Source organism: Marinobacter sp. 1-3A (assembly GCF_016597775.1).
Taxonomy (GTDB): Bacteria; Pseudomonadota; Gammaproteobacteria; order Pseudomonadales; family Oleiphilaceae; genus Marinobacter; species Marinobacter xiaoshiensis.
Window position 1 is genome coordinate 164,932 of the sequence record NZ_VCGZ01000010.1, and the last position, 11,969, is coordinate 176,900.

At 48.1% G+C, this 11,969-nt stretch carries 13 protein-coding genes; 6 read left to right on the plus strand and 7 right to left on the minus strand.

Annotated elements, in window-relative coordinates; all coding sequences use genetic code 11:
* Positions 1–8 precede the first annotated feature (8 nt).
* On the minus strand, positions 9–260 hold the full coding sequence (locus FE848_RS15560) for a hypothetical protein (RefSeq protein WP_200204769.1): 252 nt from the start codon (positions 258–260) through the stop codon (positions 9–11).
* Positions 261–347: 87 nt separating this feature from the next.
* Here FE848_RS15560 and FE848_RS15565 point away from each other — a divergent pair, with 87 nt between their 5' ends.
* Positions 348–1,052: an AzlC family ABC transporter permease gene (locus FE848_RS15565; RefSeq protein ID WP_200204770.1), complete on the plus strand. Its 705-nt coding sequence runs from the start codon at positions 348–350 to the stop codon at positions 1,050–1,052.
* On the plus strand, positions 1,045–1,395 hold the full coding sequence (locus tag FE848_RS15570; protein WP_200204771.1) for a branched-chain amino acid transporter permease: 351 nt from the start codon (positions 1,045–1,047) through the stop codon (positions 1,393–1,395). Before FE848_RS15565 ends, FE848_RS15570 begins: the two co-directional genes overlap by 8 nt.
* A 9-nt stretch (positions 1,396–1,404) precedes the next feature.
* On the opposite strand, the gene FE848_RS15575 is transcribed toward FE848_RS15570, so the two are convergent.
* Positions 1,405–1,809: a DUF1330 domain-containing protein gene (locus FE848_RS15575; protein ID WP_200204772.1), complete on the minus strand. Its 405-nt coding sequence runs from the start codon at positions 1,807–1,809 to the stop codon at positions 1,405–1,407.
* 132 nt (positions 1,810–1,941) lie between these two features.
* On the opposite strand from FE848_RS15575, the gene FE848_RS15580 reads away from it, so the two are divergent.
* Positions 1,942–2,889: an AEC family transporter gene (locus FE848_RS15580; RefSeq protein ID WP_200204773.1), complete on the plus strand. Its 948-nt coding sequence runs from the start codon at positions 1,942–1,944 to the stop codon at positions 2,887–2,889.
* Positions 2,890–2,934: 45 nt separating this feature from the next.
* Positions 2,935–3,534, plus strand: coding sequence for a DUF938 domain-containing protein (locus FE848_RS15585; protein WP_200204774.1), 600 nt, complete (start codon positions 2,935–2,937; stop codon positions 3,532–3,534).
* A gap of 14 nt (positions 3,535–3,548) precedes the next feature.
* On the opposite strand, the gene FE848_RS15590 is transcribed toward FE848_RS15585, so the two are convergent.
* Positions 3,549–4,049, minus strand: a complete 501-nt coding sequence (locus tag FE848_RS15590; RefSeq protein ID WP_200204775.1) for a lactoylglutathione lyase family protein — start codon at positions 4,047–4,049, stop codon at positions 3,549–3,551.
* A 93-nt stretch (positions 4,050–4,142) separates the two neighbouring features.
* Between FE848_RS15590 and FE848_RS15595 the strand changes: the two genes are divergently transcribed.
* Complete coding sequence (locus tag FE848_RS15595) at positions 4,143–5,012, plus strand: LysR family transcriptional regulator (RefSeq protein ID WP_200204776.1); 870 nt, start codon at positions 4,143–4,145, stop codon at positions 5,010–5,012.
* Between the two features lie 656 nt (positions 5,013–5,668).
* On the opposite strand, the gene FE848_RS15600 is transcribed toward FE848_RS15595, so the two are convergent.
* The 4 genes from FE848_RS15600 to FE848_RS15615 all read right to left on the minus strand — a co-directional run bounded on the left by FE848_RS15600 (position 5,669) and on the right by FE848_RS15615 (position 11,101).
* The gene (locus tag FE848_RS15600; protein ID WP_200204777.1) at positions 5,669–9,019 is read right to left on the minus strand and encodes a PIN domain-containing protein; all 3,351 of its coding nucleotides are present in this window, start codon (positions 9,017–9,019) and stop codon (positions 5,669–5,671) included.
* Positions 9,012–9,341, minus strand: coding sequence for a hypothetical protein (locus FE848_RS15605; RefSeq protein WP_200204778.1), 330 nt, complete (start codon positions 9,339–9,341; stop codon positions 9,012–9,014). The genes FE848_RS15600 and FE848_RS15605 overlap by 8 nt, the downstream gene beginning before the upstream one ends.
* Before the next feature lie 314 nt (positions 9,342–9,655).
* A complete protein-coding gene (locus tag FE848_RS15610) occupies positions 9,656–10,594 on the minus strand; it encodes a hypothetical protein (protein WP_200204779.1) in 939 nt (312 codons plus the stop codon).
* Between the two features lie 159 nt (positions 10,595–10,753).
* Entirely contained in the window at positions 10,754–11,101 is a 348-nt protein-coding gene (locus FE848_RS15615; protein ID WP_200204780.1) for a hypothetical protein, read from the minus strand.
* A gap of 491 nt (positions 11,102–11,592) precedes the next feature.
* Here FE848_RS15615 and FE848_RS15620 point away from each other — a divergent pair.
* Positions 11,593–11,969 (plus strand): transposase (locus FE848_RS15620; RefSeq protein WP_227715389.1); only part of this gene is annotated, 377 nt, incomplete at its 3' end.

Sequence of the window (11,969 nt, forward strand, 5' to 3'; positions counted from 1 at the left end):
TTGAGCACTCATTCCGGTACGCCAAGCCCGGCAGTGTTCTCTACCGGATCAAACCAAACCACCAGATCTCCCCTCTTGATTGCCGCCTGCACGCCGCTCAGTTCTGCCAAGGGGTTTTCGTTATCATTTAGACCATGGTAGCGAGTACAGTACTCTTCTGCCAAGCCAAGCAACTGATCCTCGGCCAACAACTCCTTGTCTACAATGAACTTTTCCTCGCGAGGATCGGATTGTGACTGGTGCCCGGTTTCATGATTCATAGTATCTCCTGTACGGGCCACTATACCCACTTTCAAAATTCGGATCGATTCTCTATCATCCTTCACTTTCAGAATGTTTGGATGCTAATGAACTCTCTGGTTTTTCGCCTCACACTACCAATCCTGTTCGGCTACCTCCCATTGGGCATGGCTTTCGGGGTGCTGTTCACAACTCAGCTCGACTATGCATGGTGGGCAGCACCGCTCATGGGCGTAGTAATCTACGCTGGGGCCGGCCAGATTCTCGCGGTCAGCCTGTTAGCGGCGAGCGCCGGCTTGCTGGAAGTATTCATCGCTATGTTTGTACTCAACGCCCGCCATCTTTTCTATGGCCTGTCTCTGCTCGGGCAGTTCCGAGGGGCCGGCTGGCGCAAGCTCTATCTTATTTTTGGCCTTACCGATGAAACCTACTCACTTCTCACCAGCCGGGCGCGCACTCAGGATAGACTTCATGAGCTGGACGTGGATTTCCGTATAACGGCCTTCAATCAGGTTTACTGGGTGATTGGCTGCACTCTGGGGGCGCTTCTGGGTCGTAACGTGGCGTTCGACAGCACAGGAATCGAGTTTGCACTTGTGGCGCTATTTATCGTACTCACAATTGAACAGTTCAAAGCCTTGGGGGATGCGTTTCCGGTGTGGGCTGGCGCAGCAGCTGCCGGTGTTGCCATGATCCTGCTACCACCGGCGCATCAGCTAATTGGCGCTATAGCCATAGTGACTGCTGTGCTACTGCTGCAGTACCGGCACCTGCGCACCAAATCCATCGCGGAGGGCCACAGTCATGTCTGATACAGTGTATCTGGCGGCATTTGTGGCTGTTGCTGCAATCGCAACCTTCGCAACCAGAATCATACCGTTTCTGTTTTTTGAACGTCATACCGAGCATCCACTCATCAAGCACCTGGGGCGATACTTACCGGCGGCAGTTATGGCTTTGCTGGCGACTGTGTTTTTGCAGCGTTCAGGGGATTGGTCAGCCACAGTGCCCGGGCTTGATGCCATTCTGGCGGGAATGCTTGTGGTGATTATTCATCTCTGGCGCCGCAATGCCCTACTTTCTATCGCTGCAGGCACAGCGGCATACATGCTGATACGACAGACTGGCATACTGGATTCAGGGCTCGCGGGCTGAAGTATTGCCTCAGCGCTGACCTTCCAGATTGGCAACCAGTCTCGAATCACTCAAAGCAGCGGTGCGATGTTTAACCACACCCTTGTATTCAGAGCTTTGAATCATTGCCATAAATGCGTCAATTGACGGATAACGCACGAGCAGCACTTGATCCCAGGATTCATCAGGCGGTGCAATAAGAGAACCAACACTACGACCAGACCAGATAACTTCGGCACCCACAGCGCTCACGCACGCAGCCGCTTCCTGCATATAAAGCTGGTATGCCTCTCGACCGCTTCGCTCACCGGATTCATCGACATAACTTGCTTTGTCGCGAAACCGTAGCAGGTTCAGCATTACCACTGGCTGGTCTTTGGGCGTATCAGCCAGAACCTTCTTCAGCTGTTCCGGCGTAGGATTAACGGCGTTCATGCTGGGCCTTTTTGATGTTATCGGTTGCACCATACTATAGCCCACCCTTTACGGGCTTCGGCAAGTGATTTCATTACCGTTCCGTCAGATCTATCATACACACTCAACTCTTCAGCTTTTCGGCCACCTTACATGGATTTGATCACACTCTTCCAACAAACACTGGAAACCACCCTCCCGGTTTTTGCCATGGTGTTTATCGGGCTTGGATTACGAAGGGTTGGCTGGATTGACGATACGTTCGTTCACACAGCTTCTGCACTGGTATTCAAGGCCACACTGCCAACACTGGTGTTTCTGAGCATCATAAAAGCTGATCTCAGCACCTCACTGAATCTGCGCCTGCTAACTTTCTATCTTTTTGCCACCCTCGCCAGCTTCGCCCTGGCCTGGCTATGGGCGCGCTGGCGCGTTGCCCACGAAGATCGCGGTGTGTATGTTCAGGGCGCCTTCCGGGGCAACTGCGGTATTGTCGGGCTCGCACTGGCAGCGAACCTCTACGGAGACTTTGGTCTTTCGGCGGGTAGCATTTTATTGGCTGTAGTCATTCTTTCCTACAATGCGCTTTCTGTGATCGTACTCACTGCCTATCAGCCCGGGCAATCCGCCCAATGGCACCGTATTTTTCAGGATATCCTGCGCAATCCGCTGATACTTTCAGTATTCGCCGCCATCCCTGTGGCCTGGCTTGATCTGCAATTGCCAGAATGGATTCTTACCAGTGGCGACTACTTTGCATCGCTCACCCTTCCACTGGCCTTGTTATGCATCGGCGCAACCGTGTCCTTCAGCGCCCTGCGCAATGACAGCTCAACGGCATTTAGTTCATCCCTGATGAAAATGGTTTTCTTGCCAACACTGTGCACTGGCGCTGCCTGGGCGGTGGGTTTCTCGGGGCCCGAGCTTGGCCTACTGTTCTTGTTCTTCGCGAGTCCGACAGCAGCTGCAAGCTTTGTGATGGCCAAGGCGCTTGGCGGCAACGACCGATTGGCGGCGAACATCATTGCAATAACCACACTGATGGCAAGCGTCACCGTAACCTTGGGAGTATTTGTCCTGAAGGGCGCTGGCCTGATATAAACATCTGTCTACGCTCGAACCTCCAACAACCAATCAGAGCCTCCAATGACTGACGGAAAGCCGTACTCCCAAGCCTGCGAGAACAACAAACAAGTTATTCTCGAAAAGATTGCCACTGTGTTCAATGAGCCTGGAATTCTATTGGAAATTGGCACAGGTACCGGGCAGCATGCGGTTCATTTTGCCCAGCACCTTCCGCACCTTCAGTGGCAGCCCAGCGACCACCCAAATAACGCTCAGCTGTGTATGCCTTGGCTGGAAGATGCGAACCTGCCAAACATCAACACCCCCTTGCCTCTGGATGTCAGCGCGCCTGACTGGCGACTCCCGCCAATCAATGGTGTTTTCTCTGCCAACACAGCACACATCATGTCCTGGCCTGAGGTTGAAGCAATGTTCCGGGGCGTGGCTGCCATTCTCGATGCGGGCGAAGCCTTCTGCCTGTACGGGCCTTTCAACTACGGAGGCCAATTCACAAGCCCCAGCAACCGGCAGTTTGATACTCATCTGAAGCAGCGAAACCCGGAAATGGGTATTCGGGATATGGATGACCTCAAACGAACCGGCGATGCGATCGGGCTGGTTCTGGAATCCGACTTCGAAATGCCTGCCAACAACCGGTTGCTGGTCTGGAGGCGATGCTAGCATCGGGGCCGGCCTCAGTATGCACCCTCGCTGTATATCAGCTCGTAGCTGTGGCTATAAATCTCCACAATGTTACCAAACGGGTCTTCCATATAGATCATGCGGTAAGGCTTTTCGCCTGGGTAGTAGTACCGCGGCTTTTCCATTCTCTTCTTGCCACCCGCCGCAACAATCCGATCAGCTAACTCTTCAAGATTCGGATCCTGCACACAGAAATGAAAAATGCCGGTTTTCCAATATTCAAAGTTATCTTCCGGGTTAGTCTGATTTCTGAACTGGAACACCTCTACCCCAATCCTGTCACCGGTCGACATATGAGCAATTCGAAAACTCCCCCAACCTTTCCCGAATACTTCTGTACACATTTCACCAATGGCACTTTCATCCTCGACGATTTCAGTCGGTTCCATGATCAGATACCAACCCATCACCTCGGTATAGAATTTAACCGCTTCTTCCAGGTTGGGGACTGAAAGCCCAATGTGTGAAAAGTTTCTTGGATATACGTTACTCATGCTCTGCTCTCCTGTTTAAACCTCGCTTCAGGTTACAAATGCAGAGTGATTACGTAAAATTATCATTCGTCATAACAATGAGTACGCTTTGTAATGATTAACACGACATGGCTACGCAGTTTCTGCACGCTGGTTGAAACAGGGCACTTCACTCGTACAGCTGAGCGCCTCCATATGACTCAATCCGGCGTTAGCCAGCATGTACGGAAACTGGAAGATCAAACAGGAGTAGCGCTACTTCTAAGGGAAGGTAAGCAGTTTTCACTCACGGATGCAGGCGAACGCCTTTACGCTGAAGGGCGCACTCTCATTCAGGCGCTATCGAGTCTTGATCAACGAATAGCGGAGGATCCTCCATACAAGGGGCTGGTTAGGCTGACGTCGCCAGGAAGCATAGGTCTTAAGCTTTACCCGCACCTTCTTGAGTTGCAGAGCAAGCACCCCGAACTGGTGATTGACTACCGATTCGCACCAAACACGGATGTTGAAAATGCGATCGCAGACTACAAATCCGATATTGGATTCATGACCAGCGCCCCAACCCTCGAGAAAGTGAGCTGCCAAGCGATTGCACATGAGCCCTTGCTTCTGGTGACACCTGCGAATGTCTCTGAGCCAAGTTGGGACGCGTTAACACAGTTAGGCTTTATCGATCACCCTGATGGTGCCCATCATGCCAACATGCTGCTTAGCGCCAACTTTCCACAGTTTCAGCACAGCAATCTGTTTAAAAGGAATGGCTTCTCAAACCAGATTGGCTTGATCCTGGAACCGGTTAGCATGGGATTGGGATTTACCGTATTGCCGGCTCACGCAGTTGAGGCCTTCAATCGGCCGCAGACCATCAAAAGCCATCAATTGACGAAACCCGTCAGTGAGACCTTGTACCTTGTCGTTCGGCGCGAGCAGTCCTTGCAGAGCAGAATGCATACAGTGATTGCGGAAGCCAGAAAGCGGCTTTGACACGTACAATAAAAAACCCCAGCACTTCTGCTGGGGTTCAGTATTGGCGGAGAGAGAGGGATTCGAACCCTCGATACGCTCGGCCCTTTAACTCCCTCTAACCACCTGTATTAGCTGAACTTTTTGACCGCTTGGTTATGCATGAAAAGTTACCAAAACAAGTCTAATTGAGACGCTCAATGAAGATAGAGCCAAAAACAATTTCTGTCAATAAAACTACCGTTGCAATGATTACCTTTTCTTCCCGCGGATAACGTCACATCGACATCCGAAATGCTCAGCTTTGAGGAATCCATGCTTAAATCATCGGTCGAAAAAATTCTGTGTAACAAATTGTACAGCCGTAACTCCTTCAATGATTTTAGTTTTATTTATGACATCGACTAACTCTTATTTTATAATTACTCTATCGTTAATATATATAAATTTACTATTATCATTTCATATGATAAACTAAATTTGTGTTTTAGTTCAGGCACTTAAAAAGAAAGAAGCAAAGAGTAAGACATCAATGATTACACCTTGCCTCTCCCGCGAAGCGGGCCCTCATCATATCTTTTTGGAACCAAAAGACGAGAAAAATTTGAAAAATTTTTCTCGGGAATTCTCAGAATTTTTGACAAAATTTAAAATGAGTATATTAAGATCTAAACTAATCACTCATTGTTGGAACCAATCTCCTTTAGTTGATCATTGATTGCTGGAACGCTCATAAAATGCCCTCTAGCAAATCGGCTTGCTTCCCGTCTAATTACCTCTATAACTTTGGGCATATCTTTAAAAGAGACAAAGAGCTCTGCGAGAAACATTGCTAAACACTGCTCTACAGAGCAGCCAGCTTCAAGGCTCTCGCGCCTTCGTGACGAAGCAAGGCAACATGAGTAGAAAATGGCCTGGGTGCCGCTTTCAAATCTTTGGGATAGCCTCCCATCAGTTCTTTGTATTTCGCCAACACGAATTGCCCTGAGAAGGTTTGCAGTGGCGACTTTAACGATAAACTGACGCCCCTCGTTCATTTCAATTAGCTGACTGCGGTATTTGTCGAGCATTCGCACCAAAAGTTGTTCATGTTCAGTTTCTTCACTCAATGCAAGTTTAATGAGACCGTTCTCGGTAATAGGCAGTGGAAGGCCAGCCTCCAAATGCGAATAGAGGCCCGATGTAGCAAATCCGACATCAAGTTGCTGGCTTAAGCTTTGAGATAATTGGAAAGCATTGATCGCGTAGCCTCCCTTTTGAATCAAAAGCTGGGAAAATAAAGGATCCACTGAAAACAAAGGCAAATTATTAGAGTAAGCAAGAACTAAACTTGACTGAACCGATGAATCGACAACTTCTTCACATACAGCAATCTCTTCAGGCAAATTGGACCAACGTGGAGGCTCAACGGTGCTATCATCTAAAACTTTAAATAGCCACTGTTGAAAGCTATCTGTTGAAGTAGCGATATCCTCAGCAGTAGTTCGAACCAAATCCCCCTCCTCTGAAACTCCCAACGAAAGGTAATCTGGACGATTAATGTCTTTCAGCCATCGCTCAATAATTATTTTTGTTTCACGGGTAATAACTATTTCGATCGGCAATAGGCTAAGCTGAGCATGGAGTCCGGCGAAAAAAATATAACTTATGGACCAGATGTCCAAGACAACGCGATCAACAACCTCGCTTCCAAAATTTGGAAGACCAGGCTTCGGATACCTCGCGGAAGAGTAGATTACAATCACCGCTCTGAGCGGATTAGATGCGTCGTACCTAAAACCCCTCATGAACAATGGGATGTCCTCTCTCTCGAGCAAAGGGTCATCGTTAGCGCTGAGATACGACATCTTCCTCTTAAGGGTTTCAATTAACTCCTGTGGTTCGGTCGGAACCTGTATGGTCTGAAATGAATCGCTTCCATCATTCAGAGCACTGCGGATTTTCACTGATAAGCGAAACACTGCTACGTAGGGTGGCAGAATTTCTCTGACGCAGATTTCGCTCATGCCAATAGTAAAGGCATCCCCCGAACTCGAGCCAAGCAACGACTTTCCGAGGGGGCTAGTAGAGTCGATAAAAGCCGTGTGCTGTAATTCTGGCGCTTCAACGATCAGTTTGACCTCATTCTGGCCGTCAGAAGTGTAGTGAGCTGCTCCGAGACATTTTCCAACAGACTCACTTAGTTGAACTTCCTCTGAAAGAAATTCAAGAACTGAAAATTGAAGATTCGTTATAAACGTAGCTGAACCATCAGGGTCACGCAGAAACCAATCTACAACAATGGACTCAGCTTGTGCGGTTCGGTTGCATCGGAAGCACTCAGCTACAAGCTGAAGCGCGGGCTCAGATAAATCATGGAAAACATCGTCTGGTATCTCGGCAAGGGCCTGTGCAATCTGAACATCGGATGAGCCACTTCTTCGGTGAAGATATACCAAATTCCCCCATAAACTTGCTGATAATGGGTTAATTTCAAGGGCGTTTTCGATTGCTAAAAAAGCGTCTGCGATCTCATCAAGAAACTCATGCTGTTTTGCACATAGTTGCCATGTATGCTCGGTCCAGTGCTTTTTCGGTATCTTCTGAAGTGTTTCATGAAGAGTCTCTAACTGACGTCCATTCAATAATGCTTCCAGATACAACTGTATGAGTGGCGATAACCAAAGATTCCCTTCTGGTATGAACTTGGACAATATTTTCGACGCGAGCGAACTTAGATCCAACCTTATCAAATTGTGACAAAGAGCGCAGATTCGAAATGGATTGATAAGCGCAATTGAATCTTCATGGGTTGAAATGAAGCCCTGGACCAGCTTTCTCAGGTTTGCTCTATCTTGGATAGCTTTTTCACATATATGAGTTCTAAGCTCGATAAGTACAAAATCTCTGATACAGGAATTTTCTTCGGATACTTCACCACCTTTCTCAACCCAATCCCGAACCTGTTTTCTATCCGCAACACTTAAGAGAACGGAGGATTCTTCAACACTTATATAATCACTTTGTAATATTTCCAGAACTTTTTTGTTTCGAAACTGTTTATTATTTCTGCATTTTTCAATAAGGAAGGCAAGGCCATCTTTTTCATTATACTCTGAGGATTGGTTTGCACGAATTAACTGAGCTATTTCAGGGTGGTAATTTTCAATTACTTTTATGTGATCGAGACATACTTGAAGAAGTTCTTTCCTTTCTCCGTTCGAAAAATTGAGAAAATTACTTGCCCAAATAAGCGGACGCTTATCTTTCCCGTCAGTTTCGTCAATCAGTTTAAGCGAATTATTGCAAAGATGTTCGAACTCTTCACGATCAGCTTCATTCATAGTCCAGTAATGGAAGCTGGCATCTCGTTCAAAAAAGCTTTGAACTTTACATGCCTCATGAACGATCCGACTATTTATACTCGGGAATAAATCAGCTAATGAATTTGATAAATCTAGCGCGGCTTCAGTTTCGCGTACTCGAAGCAGCCCTCTTATCAGCCCGATAAGCTCAGGTTCTTGGAAATCTACTCCCGAATTTTCTTTCTCGGAGATCAAGAATTTCTTGCTTGCAGCAAGCTCGAAATAGGCCTCTCGCGTCAGCTGCATCTCTCCATTCGAGGGGCACTGAAAACTGGCTAATCGCTCAGACTTTCTTGCTGCGAATATTCGTATCCAAATTGATTGTGCTAAGTCCTTCTCGAAGTCCCCTTTACAACTGCCACGTATTTTGTTGAGCTTAGCGAGCGCCGTTTCAAGATCATCACCACGCGCTAAGTCGATAAAGATTCGTGTAAGGGATATAAGCTGAGTGGCCTCTCGACTTAAGCCAACTGAGCTTTCCCAGACTTTTAATGCAGAGTGAGCTGTCTCCTCCTGTCGACAGCGTAATAGGGCTATAATTTCTTGAACAGAGCCTTTTACACTGTCAGCTGAAACAGTTGCGTTAACAATTTTGTCGCGGGCAATGTTATCACCCGTGCCAAAATGCTTCTGCGTAAGATCGTTAAAGCCCTCGGGGTTTTTGTCATCATCTCCCTTAGACATCTTTACCTACTTTGTCTCTTCCCACATTATCGCCGCTACCTGAGTGATACTGATTGATCGTCGTAGAGTTGGATGGTTTTACCTCCTTTAGTAACTGGGTCAGTTTTTCCGAGTGACTAATTTGCCGCTCTATTACTGCTTCACTTTGGTCTTGATTCACGCCAAGCCGGTTTACTTCATCAGCAATTTTTTCCGCGGTTACGTCGTCAACTATCCAAGCTTTCAAACGCTTTTTGATCGCGCTGCCAGTCACCCAGGCCTGGGTTTTACAGATGTCGTAAATGACACCTGACAATACCGCTGCTGAGATAAATTCAACCATCTAATGTTACCTCTATTGTTGGACTGCGTAGACTTACTTACACGGCCAGCTATCTAAGACAAAGACTGAATATACTGTTCACCATAAATGAACTGTTTTCAGATCGCTGGGCAGCTAGGAACGGGGTAGAACCCTCCATTTTCTACCCCCGTATAAACGCATAACGCCGGAAACAGCTGCGGCTTTGTAGTGGGTTGTTTTGCGGTAGCATAGCGTTAAACTGCAAAACAAGGAACGGAAAAGCCGTCAGACTGATTTGCTTTGTTAGAGAGCAGTGAGCCATCAATAGGCGCAGACCCCATTCATTGATTCGCCTATGAATCTTCGCACCTCCGGATCCATGTTGGACGCTTCCGGGACAACTCAGAATAAATTGCATTTATTAACGCGGGGTTGGATCCGACAGGACTATACAAACCAACTACCCTAGGAGTTTTCGTTACGTTCTCGCTAGCGTCTCCCGAGCTGTAGATGGCCGACCTCGTGCTGCCCAACGAAAGAATTCCATTCTCAATCGTCGTTTGATCCAACTTGCTTGGCAACGGCAGTGCTGTCGCAACAGCCTGCCCGGTGACCCCAAGCGTTTGGAGAGTAAGCGTCCCTGTTAATGATTCGGCCTGTGCCGCCGCTCCAATAGCGCCCAGGCTGCTTAACGCTACATCGCCTTTGAGGGCTCGGATATCAGCGGTGATGCGAAGCCCTAGGCCAACGTAGACAGGTATTGTTACTAGATCGTACTTTTCTTCTATGTATTCCGTCCTCAGACTCTCAATATCCGAGTCACGATCAGGAATCCGTGCATCGAATGTGACGATAATGTCGCCTTGGTTCAGGTCAAGGGGCGTCAGAAGACCCACCCATACAGCTTGATTCTCCCTACGTACTAACTTACGGATGTAGAAATCTACCGGTATAGCATCGACGTTAATGTAGTCGAGAACCGCTTTGTATGTCTCTCCTTTGGCAGTGACTTTAGAGGGACCGAACGATAGCGCACCGTTAGCGGTTACGCTCGCAACCGCGAAACGAACGGAAATATCAGGGAGGCCCTTGAGAATCGAGATAGGATTGGGTGGTGTAGAACCCGGCTGCTGCTTGCACGTTTCCGAATCAAGTTCCGTCCTGACTGCCAAGGGGTCCAGTGGTATATAGCCGTAAGCGCTGGCGCTTTCCCCCAGAGTAGAGGGTAGGTTGGAGGTAGAAGCGCAGCCGCCCATGAGTATGGCTGCCGCTAGCACCGATGGCATTTTCATGTGGCACCTCCTATGAGTGTGGGGAGCCTTCGTTACTGTCTGAACAGGGTCTGGTTCGCTCTCTAACGCCGCCATCACCGGTGACAAAACTGGAGCGAAGCGGAAGTTTTGGCATCCGGTGCATGGCTTGGTTATATGGTTTGGAGCAGATGTCGAGGATCATTTTTTCTCCAAGACAAAGGGAGTGCTTTTACCCCCCATAATTAAGTCTAACTCATCTTTATTTCGGTGGTCGTAGTTAACAATATATTTACTCTGACTTTTCAAGTAAACCTCGTCTCCATTACGAAGATAACCATTGAATTCGGTTCGTTTCACATATGTAGATAGCTCATCATGGCGTACGTACTGTGACATATCTGGATTAATCACGTTGTTTTTCCGTTGAGCATCTCGAATTGTCTCCCACGCTGTCCACTGACCTCCAAAAAAGAAAGCTGCCGTTGCTATCAGTGCAACGATAGACCATGCAATTCCAAGAAACTTTAATACTTTATCGAATGACATAGTTTTCTCCTTGAGATGACATCTCACCTGTGAAAAATAGCCATATGACAGTGATTTGATCGAGCCCTCGACGATTGCAAAAGCCTGACCGCTTCATGATTACACTCCCGCCCTGCGCCTGCACGAGATTCAAAGCAATGTAGATCAGCAGATTAGTTCAGCGCCACTGTTCTCGCCATGTAATTGTGTGACATCAGTGACCTGCTCTTTCGATAATACCCCACAGCTTCATACTATCGGTCGTCGGTAGCCCACTAAATAAATCTACTCGGGAGCAATTTGGTTCTAGCCCTTGTCTGCTGGTGGGAGGTCGAACATCGCTCGATCTTGGTCTCTAACCAGGAATTCATTGAGGATTTCCATCAACCTCCTTTCCGCTCTCGTCGTCTTTGCGCACTCGTTCTGTACTGCCGCACCAATCAAGTGTAGTGGTTCAATGATTCCGGACACCAACGTAGGTGGTAATATCGCCACCATAAACGAGGTGTCTGATGACCAGAAAGCGACGTTCTTTTTCTCCTGAGTTCAAACAGGAAGCAGCCAGCTTGGTGCTGGATCAAGGTTACACGATTCCCCAGGCGAGCGTGTCTCTGGGAATTGGTGAAAGCGCTATCCGGCGCTGGGTTAACCAACTGACCGAGGAGCGTGACGGTGTCACCCCAAAGGGCAAGGCGTTAACCCCGGAGCAGCGCCGTATCCAGGAGCTGGAAGCCCGCTGCAAGCGCCTTGAACAGGAGAAAGACATACTAAAAAAGGCTACGGTGAGTTCAACCGGTGAATGCAACATACTGCATTTATCACAAAACTGGGCATTCACTCATGGCAACGATGAAGGCGCGCGGGTTCTCAGCTTCACAAAAGCGAGAGC

Bases quoted from the DNA above. Each gene is read 5' to 3' on its own strand.
- FE848_RS15560 (WP_200204769.1), bottom strand. From the start codon at position 260: ATGAATCATGAAACCGGGCACCAGTCACAATCCGATCCTCGCGAGGAA.
- FE848_RS15565 (WP_200204770.1), top strand. From the start codon at position 348: ATGAACTCTCTGGTTTTTCGCCTCACACTACCAATCCTGTTCGGCTAC.
- FE848_RS15570 (WP_200204771.1), top strand. From the start codon at position 1,045: ATGTCTGATACAGTGTATCTGGCGGCATTTGTGGCTGTTGCTGCAATC.
- FE848_RS15575 (WP_200204772.1), bottom strand. From the start codon at position 1,809: ATGAACGCCGTTAATCCTACGCCGGAACAGCTGAAGAAGGTTCTGGCT.
- FE848_RS15580 (WP_200204773.1), top strand. From the start codon at position 1,942: ATGGATTTGATCACACTCTTCCAACAAACACTGGAAACCACCCTCCCG.
- FE848_RS15585 (WP_200204774.1), top strand. From the start codon at position 2,935: ATGACTGACGGAAAGCCGTACTCCCAAGCCTGCGAGAACAACAAACAA.
- FE848_RS15590 (WP_200204775.1), bottom strand. From the start codon at position 4,049: ATGAGTAACGTATATCCAAGAAACTTTTCACACATTGGGCTTTCAGTC.
- FE848_RS15595 (WP_200204776.1), top strand. From the start codon at position 4,143: ATGATTAACACGACATGGCTACGCAGTTTCTGCACGCTGGTTGAAACA.
- FE848_RS15600 (WP_200204777.1), bottom strand. From the start codon at position 9,019: ATGTCTAAGGGAGATGATGACAAAAACCCCGAGGGCTTTAACGATCTT.
- FE848_RS15605 (WP_200204778.1), bottom strand. From the start codon at position 9,341: ATGGTTGAATTTATCTCAGCAGCGGTATTGTCAGGTGTCATTTACGAC.
- FE848_RS15610 (WP_200204779.1), bottom strand. From the start codon at position 10,594: ATGAAAATGCCATCGGTGCTAGCGGCAGCCATACTCATGGGCGGCTGC.
- FE848_RS15615 (WP_200204780.1), bottom strand. From the start codon at position 11,101: ATGTCATTCGATAAAGTATTAAAGTTTCTTGGAATTGCATGGTCTATC.